Origin of the sequence: Arachnia propionica (assembly GCF_003859805.1) — a bacterium.
Taxonomy (GTDB): Bacteria; Actinomycetota; Actinomycetes; order Propionibacteriales; family Propionibacteriaceae; genus Arachnia; species Arachnia propionica_C.
Genome location: NZ_RQZG01000010.1, coordinates 105,558 through 121,701, shown reverse-complemented (window position 1 = coordinate 121,701; position 16,144 = coordinate 105,558). Strand labels below are relative to the sequence as shown.

18 protein-coding genes are annotated in these 16,144 nt (G+C 68.0%); 10 read left to right on the top strand and 8 right to left on the bottom strand.

The window, feature by feature from the left end:
- A partial coding sequence (locus EII34_RS09960; protein ID WP_221620265.1) for a hypothetical protein occupies positions 1–304 on the bottom strand: 304 nt, incomplete at its 3' end.
- A gap of 396 nt (positions 305–700) precedes the next feature.
- Between EII34_RS09960 and EII34_RS09955 the strand changes: the two genes are divergently transcribed.
- From EII34_RS09955 to EII34_RS09930, 6 genes are all read left to right on the top strand, one after another.
- Positions 701–1,594, top strand: a complete 894-nt coding sequence (locus tag EII34_RS09955) for a 1,4-dihydroxy-2-naphthoyl-CoA synthase (protein WP_124845004.1) — start codon at positions 701–703, stop codon at positions 1,592–1,594.
- Between the two features lie 273 nt (positions 1,595–1,867).
- Positions 1,868–2,950 carry a helix-turn-helix domain-containing protein gene (locus tag EII34_RS09950; RefSeq protein ID WP_221620264.1) on the top strand — a complete coding sequence of 361 codons (1,083 nt, stop codon included), beginning with the start codon at positions 1,868–1,870 and terminating at the stop codon, positions 2,948–2,950.
- A 9-nt stretch (positions 2,951–2,959) separates the two neighbouring features.
- Positions 2,960–3,328, top strand: a complete 369-nt coding sequence (locus EII34_RS09945) for a hypothetical protein (protein ID WP_124845003.1) — start codon at positions 2,960–2,962, stop codon at positions 3,326–3,328.
- Positions 3,329–3,336: 8 nt separating this feature from the next.
- Positions 3,337–4,014, top strand: coding sequence for an ABC transporter ATP-binding protein (locus EII34_RS09940; protein ID WP_185711281.1), 678 nt, complete (start codon positions 3,337–3,339; stop codon positions 4,012–4,014).
- Positions 3,995–4,735, top strand: coding sequence for a hypothetical protein (locus EII34_RS15975; RefSeq protein ID WP_185711280.1), 741 nt, complete (start codon positions 3,995–3,997; stop codon positions 4,733–4,735). Before EII34_RS09940 ends, EII34_RS15975 begins: the two co-directional genes overlap by 20 nt.
- Positions 4,732–5,418, top strand: a complete 687-nt coding sequence (locus EII34_RS09930; protein WP_124845001.1) for a hypothetical protein — start codon at positions 4,732–4,734, stop codon at positions 5,416–5,418. The genes EII34_RS15975 and EII34_RS09930 overlap by 4 nt, the downstream gene beginning before the upstream one ends.
- Before the next feature lie 94 nt (positions 5,419–5,512).
- Here EII34_RS09930 and EII34_RS09925 read toward each other — a convergent pair whose 3' ends face one another.
- Positions 5,513–7,723, bottom strand: a complete 2,211-nt coding sequence (locus EII34_RS09925; RefSeq protein ID WP_124845000.1) for a glycoside hydrolase family 3 N-terminal domain-containing protein — start codon at positions 7,721–7,723, stop codon at positions 5,513–5,515.
- On the bottom strand, positions 7,720–8,847 hold the full coding sequence (locus tag EII34_RS09920) for a glycoside hydrolase family 5 protein (RefSeq protein WP_124844999.1): 1,128 nt from the start codon (positions 8,845–8,847) through the stop codon (positions 7,720–7,722). Before EII34_RS09920 ends, EII34_RS09925 begins: the two co-directional genes overlap by 4 nt.
- 32 nt (positions 8,848–8,879) lie before the next feature.
- Between EII34_RS09920 and EII34_RS09915 the strand changes: the two genes are divergently transcribed.
- The gene (locus EII34_RS09915; protein ID WP_124844998.1) at positions 8,880–9,485 is read left to right on the top strand and encodes a TetR/AcrR family transcriptional regulator; all 606 of its coding nucleotides are present in this window, start codon (positions 8,880–8,882) and stop codon (positions 9,483–9,485) included.
- On the opposite strand, the gene EII34_RS09910 is transcribed toward EII34_RS09915, so the two are convergent.
- The 3 genes from EII34_RS09910 to EII34_RS09900 are packed head-to-tail and all read right to left on the bottom strand — an operon-like array spanning position 9,475 to position 12,965.
- Entirely contained in the window at positions 9,475–10,362 is an 888-nt protein-coding gene (locus tag EII34_RS09910; RefSeq protein ID WP_221620263.1) for a carbohydrate ABC transporter permease, read from the bottom strand. The genes EII34_RS09915 and EII34_RS09910 overlap by 11 nt on opposite strands.
- The gene (locus EII34_RS09905; protein ID WP_124844997.1) at positions 10,362–11,264 is read right to left on the bottom strand and encodes an ABC transporter permease; all 903 of its coding nucleotides are present in this window, start codon (positions 11,262–11,264) and stop codon (positions 10,362–10,364) included. Before EII34_RS09905 ends, EII34_RS09910 begins: the two co-directional genes overlap by 1 nt.
- A gap of 3 nt (positions 11,265–11,267) precedes the next feature.
- Positions 11,268–12,965, bottom strand: a complete 1,698-nt coding sequence (locus EII34_RS09900) for a type 2 periplasmic-binding domain-containing protein (RefSeq protein ID WP_124844996.1) — start codon at positions 12,963–12,965, stop codon at positions 11,268–11,270.
- A 157-nt stretch (positions 12,966–13,122) separates the two neighbouring features.
- Between EII34_RS09900 and EII34_RS09895 the strand changes: the two genes are divergently transcribed.
- Positions 13,123–13,470 (top strand): hypothetical protein, encoded by a 348-nt coding sequence (locus EII34_RS09895; RefSeq protein ID WP_124844995.1) that lies wholly within the window; start codon positions 13,123–13,125, stop codon positions 13,468–13,470.
- A gap of 14 nt (positions 13,471–13,484) precedes the next feature.
- Here the strand turns inward: EII34_RS09895 and EII34_RS09890 are convergent, their stop codons facing one another.
- A complete protein-coding gene (locus tag EII34_RS09890; RefSeq protein ID WP_124844994.1) occupies positions 13,485–14,234 on the bottom strand; it encodes a cytochrome b5-like heme/steroid binding domain-containing protein in 750 nt (249 codons plus the stop codon).
- A gap of 153 nt (positions 14,235–14,387) precedes the next feature.
- Here EII34_RS09890 and EII34_RS09885 point away from each other — a divergent pair, with 153 nt between their 5' ends.
- Positions 14,388–14,735, top strand: a complete 348-nt coding sequence (locus EII34_RS09885; RefSeq protein WP_124844993.1) for a hypothetical protein — start codon at positions 14,388–14,390, stop codon at positions 14,733–14,735.
- A 48-nt stretch (positions 14,736–14,783) separates the two neighbouring features.
- On the opposite strand, the gene upp is transcribed toward EII34_RS09885, so the two are convergent.
- Positions 14,784–15,425, bottom strand: coding sequence for a uracil phosphoribosyltransferase (upp, locus tag EII34_RS09880; protein WP_124844992.1), 642 nt, complete (start codon positions 15,423–15,425; stop codon positions 14,784–14,786).
- A gap of 101 nt (positions 15,426–15,526) precedes the next feature.
- Between upp and EII34_RS09875 the strand changes: the two genes are divergently transcribed.
- Positions 15,527–16,117: a tRNA adenosine deaminase-associated protein gene (locus tag EII34_RS09875; protein ID WP_185711279.1), complete on the top strand. Its 591-nt coding sequence runs from the start codon at positions 15,527–15,529 to the stop codon at positions 16,115–16,117.
- Positions 16,118–16,144: the final 27 nt, after the last annotated feature.

Below are 16,144 nucleotides of genomic sequence, written 5' to 3'. Positions count from 1 at the left end.
CTCCGAGGTTTTTGTCGTCGCCTGTGGGGATGCTCATGGCCAGGCCAACTCCGAAGCCGACAGCGAGGCCGACGAGGGTTCCACCGACGGGGAGGGCTGAGCCGACAGCGGCCCCGGCAATGGCTGCTGCACCAACTTGTGATCCGGTTCGTACTGCAGCGGTCTCGATGACTCGGCTTCTCCGCTCGTCGGCTGTGAGTTCGGGGTGCTGCTCGCGGAAGCGTTTGTCCATCTTCTCGTGCTCGCTGGCGTAGGTGAGTCCGACGCCGAGGACGAAGAGGCCTCTTCCGGCGGTCCGACCCATCCACGAGACACCTCCGGTGTAGGTACGTTGGGTCGTCTGTGTGCCTTCGCCGAACCAAGTGGAGGGTTTGTGGTGGAGTTGGTGATCCAGAATCGGAATTCACGGGACCGCGGGGCGGCGACGGCGATCACGCAGCCGGGCTCCCTGATCTCACGCCACCCGTCGGGGACCTCACAGCAGAAGGCCGACCCCACCAGCTGCATGACTGTGTCCTCTCGTCGCCCAGGGCACCAGTAAAACAGACGGAGGGGATGTCGGGAAGAGGATGGGAGGCGCCGGCGGTGCACTGTCTGTCGGCCATGTGGCTGATGTGAGGTAGCCAGAGGGGGCAGCGGTCTGGTCCGGCATCCATGCGCCCTGCTCGGCAGTTCGCATCACGGCCCGTAGGCTGAACCCATGAGCAACCCGTTCCGGCCCGAGCTGTGGGATGACCTCGGCCTCGACTTCACCGACATCACCTACCACCGCGCCAAGGACGTGCCCGCGGTGAGGATCGCGTTCAACCGACCCGAGGTGCGCAACGCCTTCCGGCCGCACACCGTCGACGAACTGATCGCGGCCCTGGAGCACGCCCGCACCGCCTCCGACATCGGGTGCGTGCTGCTCACCGGGAACGGGCCGTCGCCGAAGGATGGCGGCTGGGCGTTCTGCTCCGGCGGTGACCAGCGGATCCGGGGACGCGCCGGGTACCAGTACGCCGACGGCGAGACCGCCGAGGACGTGGACCGCGCCAAGCTCGCCCGCCTCCACATCCTCGAGGCGCAGCGGCTGATCCGGTTCATGCCGAAGGTGGTGATCGCCCTGGTGAACGGCTGGGCGGCGGGCGGCGGGCACTCCCTCCACGTCGTCGCGGACCTGACCCTGGCCTCGAGGGAACACGCCCGGTTCAAGCAGACCGATGCCGACGTCGGCTCCTTCGACGGTGGTTTCGGGTCGGCGTACCTCGCCCGGCAGGTCGGGCAGAAGTTCGCCCGGCAGATCTTCTTCCTCGGAGACGTTCACGACGCCGAGGAGGCCCACCGGATGGGGATGGTGAACAAGGTGGTGCCCCACGCGGAGCTGGAGGACGTCGGCCTGGAGTGGGCGCGGAAGATCTGCGGCAAGTCCCCGACGGCGCAGCGGATGCTGAAGTACTCGTTCAACCTCATCGACGACGGCCTGGTCGGCCAGCAGGTGCTGCTCGGTGAGGCCACCCGCCTGGCGTACATGACCGACGAGGCCGTCGAGGGTCGCGACTCCTTCCTGGAGCGTCGGCCCCCGGACTGGTCGCAGTTCCCGTACTACTACTGAGAGCATGGGAGCCCGACCAGCCGCCGCCCATCGGACAGTGCACGAAGCTGGAGGGCATGGGAAACTTCATCAAGGATGGTTGGTCCCCGGTCCACCACTACGAGGCCAGTTCCAAGGCCCGCATCGACCACCAGTTCCATGAGGCCTTTCGGACCGCAGCGAACCGAACCCCGACCCCAGTCGTGCGTATCCTCCGTATGGACCTGGGGAGTCTGTTGAGGAGGCACGCCTCTTGCTGTTGGGAAAATCCCAATTCTGGCGTAGGGTGGTGGCATGAGCGATGGGATCGGTGCCCGGGTCGCCCGGGCGTTGCCGCCCGGAAGGACCCAGAAGGACGTGGCCGCCAGCGTCGGGATGACTCCGGACGCCTTCTCCCGTGCCCTGAGAGGGGAGCGAGGGTTCTCGGCCATCGAGTTGGTGAGCCTTGCCGAGGAGCTCCAACAGGATGTGCACTACCTCATCACCGGTGAGCCGGACCCCAACCGGCTGGTTCTCGCCGCGCGTCACGACCACGACCAGAACACCCGCGAACGTTCGGTGAGTGGCTACGCCGATGATCAGCAGGTGCTTGCTGACATCGCGCTGGCCTACCGGCAGGCTGGTCAACAGAACGTGGCACCATCCCGCATCCCTGCGAACCTGGCGGAGGTCCGTCGGCTGCTCGAGGCGGACTTCGTCCGTGACCTCTCGGCGAGACTGGAGCAGAGCTGCGGGGTCGACGTGGTGCGGACGAGCGACCTCAGCACGTCGTACTCGTTCCACGTCGGTGAGCGTGCCGTCATCGCCATTCCGGGACAGGGCACCTGGTTCCGGGAGAACTGGAACATGGCGCACGAACTGGGGCACCTGGTGCTTCGCCATGAGGCTGTGATCCAGCACGACGGTGAGGTCGATGGGCCGGAGCGTGAGGCCAACGCCTTCGCCGCCGAGCTGCTGCTGCCCAGGGCCGCGCTGGAGTCGATCGACTGGAACCAGATGCTGGCCGAGGAGCTGGCGGCGAAGGTCTGGCAGTGGGGGGTCTCAACCCAGGCGCTCCGAACGAGGATCGCTGCTCTGGGGCTGCCAGCCTCCCAGCAGGTTCGAAATCTCCTGGAGCTCTCCACCCAAGCTCTGCTGAGGCGTCACTGGCGGTCCAGGTCACGCGCGGACGAGATCACGCTGCGGATGCAGGCCGCCTCACAACGACGCTTCCCGCTGTGGCTGCAAGAGACCCACCTGAACCGGATCGCAGAGGGTGTCGTGCCGAAGGCAACCCTGGCCTGGATGCTGGGTGTGACCGAAGAGGAGTTGGACGTGGAGACCCCCGAGGAATCAACCCCGATCTCCGGGGCCGAGCTGGACGCCCTGCTGGGCTGACCTCTGACCGTGGCAATCGTCTTTCCGGACAGCACGGGCCTCAGCAACTTCGCGTACTGCGATGCGATGGAGCTGCTGGAGAAGATCGTGGCCGGGCGGGGCACATGGAGTGCATCGGTCGCCCTCGAGTGTGACCACAAGGCAGGTGAGTTGAGTCTGCCCGGGATGCGTGTCTCCCACCGGATTTTCGGCGAGCCGCTCTGGCCGGACCCTGCCGAGCACATCCAGACCCGAATCCACCAGGAACACTTCAGGAGCCCAGGGGATGGGCCAAGAAAACACTTGGGGGAGTCGGAGACCCTCATGAGCCTGGATCGTGCTCATCTTCGGCACGTGAGGTGTCGGGAAGAGTTCGTCACATGGCTCAGGGAGAGGTGAGAGCCGTCATGAATGATGCCTGTGGTTCCGGATTGGTGCTCGACCGGGCGTCCTATGCGATCCCCAGGACCCGACGTGGGGAGGCCAGGACGATCATCAAGGACGCGTCGCTGCGGGTGCATCCCGGTGAGCGGGTGGGGCTGCTCGGGGCCAACGGCGTCGGGAAGTCGACGCTGCTGCGGGTCCTGGCGGGGATGTTGCGGTTGGACTCCGGGGAGTTGTCCAACGACGGCGTCTCGGCCCGGGCACAGGGGCGCGGCTTCCAGCGCTCTGTGCACCTGGCGGCTGGCGCCCCGCTGGGTTTCTACCCCCGGCTGACGGGGGCGGAGAACCTGCGCTTCCTGGCCGGTCTGTGGGGGGTGTCGATGTCGAGATCCCAGGCCGTGGCGTGTCTCGTCGAAGTCGGTCTGGCCGCTGAGGCAGCCGCCCAGGTGATGTATGCGAAGTACTCCCTCGGGATGCGGCAGCGGCTGCACCTGGCGGCGCTGTGGGCTGACCCCGGGGCGACGACCCACCTGCTGGACGAGCCCACCACCGGCCTGGACGAGGCCGGGCACCACATGCTGCGGCAGCGGGTGCTGGGGGCCGGGGACAAGGTGCAGGTGCTGGTCAGCCACGATGCTGACTTCCTGGGGTCCGTCTGTACCCGCACGGTGAGGCTGGACGATGCGCGCCTGGTCGGCTAGTTATCTGTTCTTCCTGGTGTGGCTGCAGTGGGTGGACCGGCGCGCCACATCCTCCTTCCTGGTCGGCGTGAGCCTGCAGATCGTCGTCCTCGGCATGGGGCTGTGGCAGCTGCGCGGGGAGCCTGGCGAGGTGGTGCTGGCCGGTGCGGTGCGGGCTGTCCTGCTCGTCGGGACGGCGGTGTGTGCGCTGTCGGCGATGTCGGCCTTCCAGAACGAGTTCAGGTTCCAGACGATCTGGCAGACCTTCCGGGACCCGGCGGCTTTCTCACGTCTGATGCTTGCCCGGGCGTTGGCGATGACGGCGATCACGGCGGTGCCTCTGGCGCTGCCGTTCGTCGTGGCCGTGCTGATCGGCCCGCAGGATGCGTGGCTGGCCCTCGGGATGTATGTGATGTCCCTGCTGGTGCTGACTGCTTACACCCACGTGCTGACCCTGGGCCTGGCGGTGGCCTACCGGCCCGCGCAGCTGGTGCCCTGGATCAGGCAGGCAGTGATGGTGGTCGCTCTCGGCACGGTGACCTTCCTCTCCCCGGTCTGGTTGCGTCAGCTGTTCCCGTTCGTGTGGTTGGAGCGCATGGCGGTGCCGGGGATGTTCTGGCCCGCCACGGGTGCGACGGTGGGCCTCACCGTCGCGTGGTGGGCGCTCGCGTATCTGCTGCTGGCACCCGCTGCCCGCAGCGTGGTGCAGCGTCGGCTGCTCGACAACGTGGAGAGCCGATGAGACGCCTCGTCGCCACGATGCCGCTGCTGGCGCTGATCCGGCAGCAGTCCCTGCCAGGGCTGCTCGGGTCGCTGGGTGTGCTGCCGGTGCTGAACGTCCTGGTGCTCGGCGGGCTGTACCAGAGCCTCGGCGGCCAGGGGATGGACCTGCTGCGTTTCAGCGCGCACTGGCCCTACTTCGTGGCGGTGGCGGCCTTCGTCGCCGGGGCAGCGTCGTGGGAGATCGAGCTGCTCTCAGCGATGCGGGGCACCTTCGCGGGACGTCCTGTGATGGCGCTGTGGTCACGTGCGGGTCATGTGCTGCTCGCCTCCAGCTCCGTGGTGCTGCTCTTCCTGACATTGCGGGCTTGGCTCACACCGGACCGGTTCGTCACCGATGCGGTGGTGATGGGCGTCCAGCTGGTGGGGTTCGCGACGCTTGGGTCGGGGGTGACCCTGCTGTGGGGATTCGGCAGTGACAAGGGGGTGAACAACTTGGTGCAGGTCGCGCCGTGGGTGTTCGCGCTCGGGCCGGGGCCGTTCCTCCCCACCGGCCTGCCGGTGGTGGGGATGCTGTTCCCGGGCAGCGGATCCGATCTCCACCCGTGGGTCGAGATCGGACGCTCGGCCGTCGTTCTCGCGGTCGGCCTGTGGCTCACGCATCGCGCACTCGGACCCTGCCGGAGGCCGACCTTCAACTCGTGATAGGACGCCCCGTCGATAGACTTTTCGGGCATCAGTTATGCATATTTGCGTAAATATGCCCGAAAACTTCCTAAAATGACATAACGTCAGCGTCTCAGAGGCGGAAGCGGGCCCGACGGTGGTCGTCGGGGCGGCTGCTGTGGCCGACCCGAAGCTCGAACTCACCCGGCTCGACCACGCGCGTGCCGTCGGCCAGGACCAGGCTCAGCTCACCGACCGGCAGCCGGAACTCCACCTGCTTCGTCTCGCCCGGGGCCAGCCCCACCCGACGGAACGCCTTCAACTCCTGCTCCGCCCAGGTCACCGAGGTCACCACGTCGTGGACGTAGACCTGCACCACCTCCGTGCCCGGCCGAGCCCCGGTGTTGGTCACCTCAACCTCGAAGGCCACCTCGTCGCCGACATGCGTGATCCGCACCTCGGAGTACTCGAAGGTGGTGTAGGACAGGCCCTCGCCGAAGGCGAACAACGGGCTGTAGGTCAGGTCCGCGTACCGGTCCCCGTGCCAGCCCCGCACCCGGTTGTGGAACACCGGCAACTGCCCCACGTGCCGGGGGATCGTCACCGGCAGCCTCCCCGACGGCTCCACCCGACCCAGCAGCACCTGGGCCAACGCCTCCCCGGCCTCGGCCCCGGGATTGAACGCCTGCACGATCGCCGCCGCCTCCTGCACGCTCTCAGGCAGCACCAGCGGCTTGCCCGAGAGCACCACCACCACCATCGGGACCCCCGTCGCAGCGAGCGCCTCCAGCAGCTCCCGCTGCGGCCCGAACAGCTCCAGCGTCGCCGTCGAGCGTCCCTCCCCGGTCAGATTGACGGTGTCGCCCACCGCGACCACCACCACGTCGCCCCACTCGGCCACCTCGACGGCCCTGGCCAGCTCCGCCTCGTCCAGGGGAGCCGGATGACAGATCCTCGGGCGTGGCTGCCCGTCGTCGAAGAACTCGCCCGCCGGGTCCGGGACCAGCACCTCGATCCCGCAGCCCTTGGCGTACTCGACCTCCCAGCCCGACGGCGCCGCCGCACGCAGCCCCGCCAGCAGTGTCGTCGCCGGGGTCAACGACTGGTCATCCAGCCACGGACACTGCCCCGAGGTCCCCGCCCAGTCACCCAGACACGCCGCCATGTCATCGGCCAGCGGCCCGACCACCGCCACCTTCACCTCCTCACCGCCCAGCGGCAGCACCCCGTCGTTGCTGAGCAGCACGATGCCCTGCGACGCCAGCTCCAGGTTCACCCGACGGTGCTGCTCACAGCCGATCTCCACGCGCTGCCTGGCCTCATCCGGGCGACGCGGATCCTCGAACAACCCCAGCCGGAACTTCGCCGCGAGGATCCGACGCACCGCACCGTCCAGGTCCGACGGCTCCAGCAGGCCCCGCTCGAGGGCCTGCAACGCGCCGTCGTGGAACTCCGGCGTGGCCATGATGAGGTCGTTCCCGGCCCGCACCGCCATCGCCGCGGCCTCCGCGAAATCAGCTGCCACCTGCTGGATCCGCACCAGGTGCCCGACGTTGTCCCAGTCGGTCACCAGCAACCCGTCGAAGCCCCACTCCTGCTTCAGCACCCCCTCCAGCAGCCACCGGTTCAACGTGATCGGCACCCCGTCGATGGCCTGGTAGCCCAGCATGAAGGTGTCCGCGCCCTCACGCGCCAGCCGCTCGAACGGCGGCAGGAACCACGACCGCAACTTCCGTGGGCTGAGATCCGCCTCCGAGGCGTCCAGCCCGCCCTGGGTCTCCGAGTAGCCCGCGAAGTGCTTCGCGCACGACAGGATGCGCGTCGGGTCCGCATCCCCCGCCCCGCGGTAGCCCCGTACCATCGCCGTCGCCAGCTCCCCGATCAGGTGCGGGTCCTCCCCGAAGGTCTCGTCCACCCGCCCCCACCTCAGCTCCCGGGCCACGCACGCCAGCGGCGAGAACGTCCACGTCACCCCCGTCGCCGAGACCTCCCGCGCGGTGACCCGGGCGGCCTGCTCCACCAGTTCCGGGTTGAACGAGCACGCCATCGACAACGGGGTGCCGAAGATGGTGGCCCCCGGCCAGAACCCGAAACCGTGGATGGCGTCATCCGCGATGAGCAGTGGGATGCCCAGCCGGGTGGCGGCCGCAGCCGTGATGGCCTCGTCGATGGTCGCGGGATCGGTGTGCAGCAGCGACCCGACGGGGTACTGCTCGATCACCGCCCGCGGCTCGCTCCACGCCGGCAGCTGCATCATCTGCGCCGCCTTCTCCGACGGGGTCATCCGGGACAGCAGATCGGCGACGCGGTCCTCGACGGCGGCGCTCGGATCGCGATAGGTCATGGCATGGCTCCTTCGATGGGCAGGGCGTCGATCACCCGGTGTCGTGGTTCACAGTCTTCCAGTCGAACGGCTCTGAGGAACTGCGCCAGCAGATCTGCGGTGCGCTCCCGCCCCGGCGACGGCCCGCGTCCCTCCGCATGGGCGACGAACTCGTCCCACCCGTCGGGGACCGGCGCACTGACCGGGGAGGTGGTGGTGCCGAGCTTCTTCCACGGCCACAGGTTCCACGGGATGCGGAGCTCCTCGCAGGTGTGGAACATCGAGTGCAACCACTCGGACGAGTTCTCCCCCGACTCACCCATGTAGCAGGCCATCCCCAGCGACGCCGCCTGCTCCCGGATGGCGGTGAAGCGCCCCGCATCCACCGGGGACCAGTAGTGGTGGAACTGGAGACAGGCGTTGTCGTCGAGACCCTCGGTGAACATCTGGAAGTTCGTGGCCCAGTGCGCCCCCTCGTACATCACCGGGTGGTGCGGGTCCTCGGCGCGCACGACGGCGGTCAGGTCCCGGTACAGCGGCACCAGCCGGTCCCACAGCCCCGAGTGCTCCTCGGGCAGGGGCTCGTTCAGCAGGTCGTAGCCGAGCAGTGCCGGATGCCGACGGTACCGACGGGCCAGTCGTCGCCACAGCTCCAGGCACAGCTCACGGGCGGCAGCGTCGGTGAACAGCTCCGGCAGGTCTCGCACCGAGTCGTCGATGTTGCTGCCCGTCTGCCCACCGGGAGCACCGTGCAGGTCCAGCAGCACCAGCAACCCGAACTCCTCAGCCCAGGCCAGGCACTGGTCGACCCGCGCCCAGCCCTCGGCGACCTCCCCGCCGTCGGCATCGATGAACAGCCGTGAATTCAGTGGCAACCGCAGGTGGTCGAAACCCAGTCCGGCGATGGCCGCCACGTCGTCGCGGGTGAAGAACGCATCCCGGAAGTCCTGCCAGAACGCGGCCGCCGCGTCCTGTCCCAGGGCGTCGGCGACGAGCCTCTCGAGCCGACGCGGCGAGGTCGCGCCCTCGTTGATCCGCCACATGTAGCCCTCCGGCAGCAGCCAGTTCCCCACCCCGACGCCACGCAGTTGGACCGGGGCCCCGGCGAGGGTGAACACACCGTCACGACAACGTATCGTTTCCATCAGCGACCCTCCCGGGTACTAGGGTTTCCTCCGTGCGACATGGTGGGCGTCCCACGCGACGCGATGAAGTGGTGGCGGCAGCCACCGAGGCCTTCGCGTCCGGTGGCTACAACGGTGTGTCGATCCGCGACATCGCCGCCAGGCTCGACATGACCCCGGCGGGGGTGCTGCACCACTTCGGCACCAAGGAGGACCTGCTCATCGCGGTGCTGGAGGCCCGCGACCGCGACGAGGTGGACAAGGACCACTACGCCACCTTCCCGAGCGGCGCCGACTACCTGGCCCACATGGTGCGCACCGTCCAGCTCAACGCCCGGCGACGCGGCATCACCCAGCTGTACACGGTGCTGGCTGCGGAGGCCGTCGCCGACGACCACCCGGCCCAGGCGTGGTTCCGCAGCCGTTACGCGGGTCTGCGGGACATCGTCGCCGCGGCGCTGCGGCAGGCCGCCGAGGTGCCGGCCGGGCAGCTGGTGGAGCAGGTGCGGATCGCGGCCGAGACCGTGATCGCGGTGATGGACGGCATGCAGATCCAGTGGCTGCTCGACGAGGACGTGACGATGTCCCCCGCGGTCGCGCAGGTGATCGACCTCGTCGTCGCGGATCTCGGCCAGCAGGTGGCGCGACTCAACCCTTGATGGCACCGGTCAGCATCCCCTTGGTGAAGAACTTCTGGACGAACGGGTAGACGACCAGCACCGGCAGTGTGGCCAGCACGATCACCGCGAACTGCACCACCATCCCCGGTGGTGGTGGCACCCCGGGCGGCTGCACGGTGTTCAGGGTCTGCCCCTGCACCACGTACTGGTTGAGCACCACCTGGATCGGCCACTTCGACGGGGTGGTGATGTAGAGCATCGCGTTGAAGAAGGTGTTCCAGTACCGCACCGCGTAGAACAGCGAGATCACCGCCAGGATCGGTTTCGACAACGGCAGCACGATCCGCCAGAAGATCTGCCAGTCGGAGGCGCCGTCGATGCGGGCCGACTCGGTGAGCTCCCCCGGTAGCTCCATGAAGAAGTTGCGGATCACGATCATGTTGAACGCGTCGATCAGGCCCGGCACGATCAGTGAGGCCCACGAGTCCAGCATGCCGAGCTGCTTGACCAGCAGGTAGTTGGGGATCATCCCGGCGCTGAACAGCATCGTCGCCAGCACGTAGACCAGTGCGCCCTTGCTGAACGGCACCTCGCGGGTACGGCTCAGCCCGTAGGCCAGCGTCGTGGTGAACAGCATCGAGCAGAGCGTGCCGACGACGGTGATGAGCGCGGTGACCAGCAGCGCGTTCCGCACCACCCCGCCCCTGAGCAGGGCCTCGTAGGTCTCCAGACTGAAGCTGCTGGGCCACGGCTTCCCGGAGGTCGCGGCCTCGGCGGAGCCGAACGACCACGCGATGACGTGGACGAACGGGTACAGCATCACGACCACCAGGGCGGTCAGCACCACCGCCTTGGCCGCGCTGACCAGCCGCCCCGGGCGTCCCATCCACAGGGGACGCCGGTCGCGGGCGGCCATCAGAACACCCCCGATCCGCCGACGCGCTTGGCGAACCGGTTGGCCGCGATGATGAGCACCGTCGCGACGATGCCCTTGAGCAGTCCGGCCGCGGTGGACAGGCCCCAGTCACCGCCGAGGATGCCCCGGTGGTAGACGAAGGTGTCCAGCACCTGCGCGGCATCCTTCCCGACGGCGGGTTGCTGCAGCAGGAGCTGTTCGAAGCCGACGTTGAGGATGCCCCCGATCTCCAGGACGAGCAGCAGGCTGACCACCGGCATGATGCCGGGCAGGGTCACGTGCCACATCCGTCGCCACCCGCCCGCGCCGTCGATGGCGGCCGCCTCGTGGAGCTCCTGCGGGATCCCGGCGATGGCCGCGAAGTAGATGATGGTGCCCCAGCCGACGTTCTTCCAGATGGACTGGGCCACCACGAGGAACTTGAAGGTCTCGGGGTTGCTCATCAGGTTGAAGCCGTGGACCCCGACGTCGGCCAGCACGTGGGTGAGTGCACCGGAGCCGCCGAAGATCTTCTGCCACATGGAGATGACGATCACCCACGACAGGAAGTGCGGCAGGTGGACCACCGACTGGATGAACCTCTTGACGCGGGACGAGACCAGTGAGTTGATCAGCAGCGCCAGGATGATCGGGGCGGGGAAGGCGAAGACCAGCAGCAGCAGCGCGATCACGAGGGTGTTGCCCAGGGCCTGCAGCAGCTCCGGGTCGGTGAGGATGCGCGCGAAGTTGTCGAGTCCGACGAACCTCGAGCCGGTGATGCCCTTGAACGGCCGGTAGTCCTGGAAGGCGACGATGTTGCCCAGCAGCGGCAGGTAGGCGAAGACCGTGAAGAACAGCAGCCCGGGAACGATGAAGACGTACATCGTCCTCACCTTCGCGGCGCGTTGCAGCCTCGTGGCCATCGGCTACTTCGTGGGGCTGGGCGACGGTGGTGTCACGGCCTGGCGGGCGTCGTGGCGGGCCTGGTAGTCGTCGAGGGCCTCCTGGCCGCCCGCTTTCAGCCACGCGGCGACGAAGTCCGGGTAGTCGGTGACGGGGCGGCGGCCGTACAGCATGCCGACGAGGTAGTCGTCGCGCACCGAGCCTCGGGTGCCCGAGCTGCGGCTGGCGGTCTCGGAGACCAACCCCAGGACAGGGCTGCTCACCGGGTCCTTCGCCAGGGTCTCGACGCAGGTGAAGAAGTTGTCGGCCTTGTCCGCCAGGTCCGGTGGGATGAGGTAGGTGTTGTTGACCGGTGAGACCCCGAGCCAGCTCAGTGCCGCGTGATCGGCCTGGGCGGTGGTGTCCCGGGTCCGGGTGACGGTGCCGTCGGCGGCCACGGTGTGGTGGACGCCCTCAATGCCGTCGTTGATGAACCGGTACTCCGTCGTGCCGTAGGGGGAGCGGAACCAGTTGAGGATGTCGAGCAGCTGCCTGATCCGGGCCTGGTCGGTGATCCTGGAGCTGATGCCGACGATGCCCCACCAGCCCTCGGTGCTGACGACGGTGAGGTCGGCGTCCTTCGCGGCGGGGGGCACGAAGAAGGTGAGGTCGGCGCCGGGGGTGGACTCACGGAGCTTCCGGAGCTGGGAGTCGAGGAAGAAGGCATTGTAGGAGTCGCGGTTGAAGCCGATCTGTCCGTTGTCCAGTGTCTCGGTCCGGTTGCTGGCCGTGGGATCGGGGTGGACCGTGCCGCCGTCCCAGAAACGTCTGAGGTACTCCACCACCTCCACGTAGCGGGGGTGCTGGTACTTGGAGCGCAGCCGACCCCCGTCGTCGAGCTGCCATTCGGGTCCGATCCCGAACATCCACTCGACGATCTCGGTCATCGCACTCAGGTCCAGCATGGGGTGGAACTGTTTGCCGTGGAGGACACCGAGCCTGCCCATCTCGATGAAACGTTCGCGGAACTCCTCGGCGGTGGTGCCGAGGTCGGTGGCACCGATGGCGGTCAGGGCGTCGGAACGCACGGCGGGGAAACGGGTCAGCACCGGGTCCTCGTTGGGGATGCCGAGGATGCGGCCGTGCTTGCTGGAGCGCTGCCAGGTCTCGGTCCGGATGTGGGCGAGGTGCGGCCAGGCGAGGATGTTGTCGCCGGCCAGCAGGTCGGTGAGGTCGTTCAGTGCACCGTCGGTCACGCCCTGGAGGCCCTGCGGTGTGGTGTCCTGGACGAACATCAGGTCGGGCAGGTCGCCGGAGGCCAGCAGGGTGGCGAACCGGTCGTTGTAGCTGCCGCCCGGGGCGAGGGTGGCCCGGTAGGTGACGTTCAGGCGGGTGTTGAGTTCCTGCAGCCACTGGTTCTGCGCATCGTCCTGGGGCGGGGTGCCCCACAGGATCTGGAAGGTGGTGAGTTCGCCGCCGTCGCCGGGTGGGGTGGCGGCGGCCTGGGTGAGGGTTGTCAGGGGCGTGGTGTGGAGGGTGGGGACGCCGGGCAGGGCGGAGGCGCGGCCGCCCTCGACGACGGGTGGGGGCACGTGGGTGGGCCACTGGGTGGCGTTCATGGCGGAGGCGTCGTCGCCGGGCGTGGGTGAGGAGGGACCGCATCCGGTGAGGGTGGCGAGCCCGAGACCCCCGGTCGCGGTGAGGACGGTCCTGCGGGTGATGGGTGTTGATGGGGGGAACATGTCAGGACCTCCTTGCCGCGACCGAGGGCTCAGGCTTCGCGACACAATCTTAATATCTGTCAAGTTAGCCGTCGAGGGTCGAACTGCTCGGATGTGCCATCCGAATGGCTGGCGCGTACCCTTGGGAGGCAACGCCGTCACTTCCCCAAGGAGAATCATGCCTCGTCCCGCCACCCGCGTGCTCACCTGTCTCGCCGCCCTGGCCCTCACCGTCGGGATCTCGGCCTGCGCGGACGGCAAGCCCACCAAGGAGGAGCTGCGTGAGGCGTTGAGCAGCACGATGCTCAACGACGAGATGAGCCCGGAGGACCGGAGGACCACCGAGGGCACCATCGACTGCTTCGTGGACACCCTCCGCTCGAGCATGAGCGCCGATGGGCTGAAGGCCCTCATCGCGGCCGCGAACAACCCCGACGCGGTGGAGGACCCGGCCGAGGTGATGTCGGAGAAGGACCTCACGGCGCTGGCCGAGTCCGGGGCCAAGTGCACCGCCGAGGAGTCCTGACCCCGGGGTCAGGCTCAGCGCACCGGGCCCAGCAGGTGGCGCTCCAGTGCCTTGGCGGGGCCTTCGGCGCCGCCGTGCTTGCCCTGGAAGGCCTGGGTGGCGTCGGTGCCGCACATCTTGCTGATGGCACCAGCGCCGCCGGGGTGCTGATTCACCCAGTCGGTGAGGTCGTAGACATTGCCGTCGACGATGGACCAGCAGTCCTCGGCGGTGTTGTGCTTGGCCACCTCCTCGGCGGTGTAGGTCGTCGCCTGGGCGGATTCACTCGGGGCCGCGCTGCTCGGGGCCGCGCTGGTGGACGGGGAGGTGGTCGTCTCGGACTTGCCGGAGGTGGCATCGGACCAGGCCAGCTCAGCCCCGGAGTGCCCGGCCAGCACGGTGAACACGGTGGCGATCACGCCGACGAGGGCGGCGGCCAGGCCGAGGGGTTGTCGTCTCGTCTGTGCGTGGTCACCCTTCTTCGCCACCTTCCACAGCCAGGGACCGGCGACAGCCAGGAGACCGAGCGCGGCGATCATCATGAACAGTCCCCAGCGCTCATGGGTGGCCGGTGTGAAACCCTTGAGCTCGGCCAGGGCCTTGCCGGAGAGGTAGGAGGCGACGCTGGAGAGGGCGGCCACCACGACGATCCCCAGCACGGCGAGACTGAGCTGCTGGGACCGCCGCTTCAACAGGACCAAGGCGATCACGCCGAGCGTGGCCAGGGGGATCAGCACCACGGGAAGGTGCACGAACAGCGGGTGCAACGGCAGGGTGAGAAACATGGCGACACCCTAACTCGCAAACTTTCAGGGACACGAGGAAATGGTTGAAATTGATCCAAACTTGACACTGGGGTGACCAACCGATGTGGCCGTCGGAGTGACCCGCTCGGCGCTTAGGGTGGATTCACTGATGCATCGACCAAGGAGATGATCATGAACCGCATCACCGTCCGGGTGGCCGCTGCCGCCATGGCTCTCGCCGTTGCTTTCGGGGCCTCCGCCTGCGCGGGTGGCAAGCCGAGCAAGGATGAGCTCCGCGCAGCCTTCGAGAAGGCTGTCGGTCCCCATGCGACCGAGGGTGAGATGAAGGAGAAGCGTGAGGAGCTGATGACCTGCCTCGTGGACCAGCTCCACGAGAAGCTGAGTGCTGAGGGGCTGAAGAAGCTCATCGAGGACGCGAACAACGGCGACTCCTCCAAGGAGAGCTACGAGGAACTCTCCGAGGAGGACCGGAAGGCCATGGATGAGATCGGGAAGGTGTGCAACCCCCTCGAGGGCTGACCATTCGTCGCTCTCCACGACGACGGGCGAGCCGGTGCCCGGGATGAGTCACTCGGCCAGGCCGTAGAGCCGGTCGCCGGCATCGCCGAGGCCGGGGACGATGAAGCCGCGGTCGTTCAGCTTCTCGTCGACGGCCGCGACCACCAGGGTGCAGGGCACGTCGAGATCGGCCAGCAGCTCCTGGATGCGCTCGATGCCCTCCGGGGCCGCCAGCAGGCAGATGCAGGTGATGTCGTCGGCCCCGCGGTCCACCAGGAACTTCACCGCGCCACCCAGCGATCCACCCGTGGCGAGCATCGGGTCCAGCACGTAGCACTGGCGCCCGGACAGGTCCTGCGGGAGACGTTCGGCGTAGGTCGTGGGCTGCAGCGTCTCCTCGTCGCGGATCATGCCGAGGAACCCGACCTCCGCGGTGGGCATCAGCCGCAACATGCCGTCGAGCATCCCGAGCCCGGCCCTGAGGATCGGGACCACCAGCGGCGCGGGCGAGGCCAGCTTCGTGCCGACGGTGGGCGCGACGGGGGTGATGATCTCGTTCTCGGTGACCCGGACCCCACGCGTGGCCTCGTAGGCCAGCAGGGTCACGAGTTCCTCCACCAGACGGCGGAAGGTGGGCTGCTCCGTCTCGCGGTTGCGCAGCACGGTGAGCTTGTGATCGACCAAGGGATGAGAGATGACACGAAGTTCCACGCCCCCATCTTGCCCCACTTCCACCAGTTCGGGTGCCGGGGCTGTTTTCCCGGCGCTGATCTGGAAGGATGGACCCCAGCAGCACCTGTGAGGAGACCGCCGTGGACGCCTTTGACGAAGACGCCGAACCCTTCGACCTGAAGGATGACCGCGACCTCGATGTCGACGACGACTCCGAGGACGACTTCGACGACGACTACGACCTCGAGGACGCGGGGGAGGACGACGTGGATCTCGTCGTCGCCGCGTACCGGGAGGATGGCAAGGCGATCGCCGTGCCGATGGACTTCGACCTGGCCAACGACCTGGACGAGCTGATCCGCCAGCTGGGTCGCCTGCCCGGTGACAACGGTGCCATCGGTTTCGTCTCCGTGGCCGGCGAGTTCTTCGTGATCTGCCGGGTGCGGGGCCGTGTGGTGGAGGTGCTGCTCAGCGACATCACCGCCGCCCAGGACTGGCCCATCGCCCGCGACGTCGTGGACTACCTCGGGGAGGAGCTGCCCGACGAGGAGGACGAGCCCGCCCCGCTCGGTGACCTGGAGATGTTCGCCGCCAACGGTCTCGGTGCCTTCGAGCTGGAGGCGATCGCCACGAACTACGACGAGGACTCCGACGAGCTGCTGGTGCAGGTGGCGAGGAAGCTCAAGATCGATCCGGAGTTCGAGCGGGCCGTCCAGGCCTTCGACTCCTGAGGCCTCGTGGGGCGCCGCTTCGAGCCC

Bases quoted from the DNA above. Each gene is read 5' to 3' on its own strand.
- EII34_RS09955 (WP_124845004.1), top strand. From the start codon at position 701: ATGAGCAACCCGTTCCGGCCCGAGCTGTGGGATGACCTCGGCCTCGAC.
- EII34_RS09950 (WP_221620264.1), top strand. From the start codon at position 1,868: ATGAGCGATGGGATCGGTGCCCGGGTCGCCCGGGCGTTGCCGCCCGGA.
- EII34_RS09940 (WP_185711281.1), top strand. From the start codon at position 3,337: ATGAATGATGCCTGTGGTTCCGGATTGGTGCTCGACCGGGCGTCCTAT.
- EII34_RS15975 (WP_185711280.1), top strand. From the start codon at position 3,995: ATGCGCGCCTGGTCGGCTAGTTATCTGTTCTTCCTGGTGTGGCTGCAG.
- EII34_RS09930 (WP_124845001.1), top strand. From the start codon at position 4,732: ATGAGACGCCTCGTCGCCACGATGCCGCTGCTGGCGCTGATCCGGCAG.
- EII34_RS09925 (WP_124845000.1), bottom strand. From the start codon at position 7,723: ATGACCTATCGCGATCCGAGCGCCGCCGTCGAGGACCGCGTCGCCGAT.
- EII34_RS09920 (WP_124844999.1), bottom strand. From the start codon at position 8,847: ATGGAAACGATACGTTGTCGTGACGGTGTGTTCACCCTCGCCGGGGCC.
- EII34_RS09910 (WP_221620263.1), bottom strand. From the start codon at position 10,362: ATGGCCGCCCGCGACCGGCGTCCCCTGTGGATGGGACGCCCGGGGCGG.
- EII34_RS09905 (WP_124844997.1), bottom strand. From the start codon at position 11,264: ATGGCCACGAGGCTGCAACGCGCCGCGAAGGTGAGGACGATGTACGTC.
- EII34_RS09900 (WP_124844996.1), bottom strand. From the start codon at position 12,965: ATGTTCCCCCCATCAACACCCATCACCCGCAGGACCGTCCTCACCGCG.
- EII34_RS09895 (WP_124844995.1), top strand. From the start codon at position 13,123: ATGCCTCGTCCCGCCACCCGCGTGCTCACCTGTCTCGCCGCCCTGGCC.
- EII34_RS09890 (WP_124844994.1), bottom strand. From the start codon at position 14,234: ATGTTTCTCACCCTGCCGTTGCACCCGCTGTTCGTGCACCTTCCCGTG.
- EII34_RS09885 (WP_124844993.1), top strand. From the start codon at position 14,388: ATGAACCGCATCACCGTCCGGGTGGCCGCTGCCGCCATGGCTCTCGCC.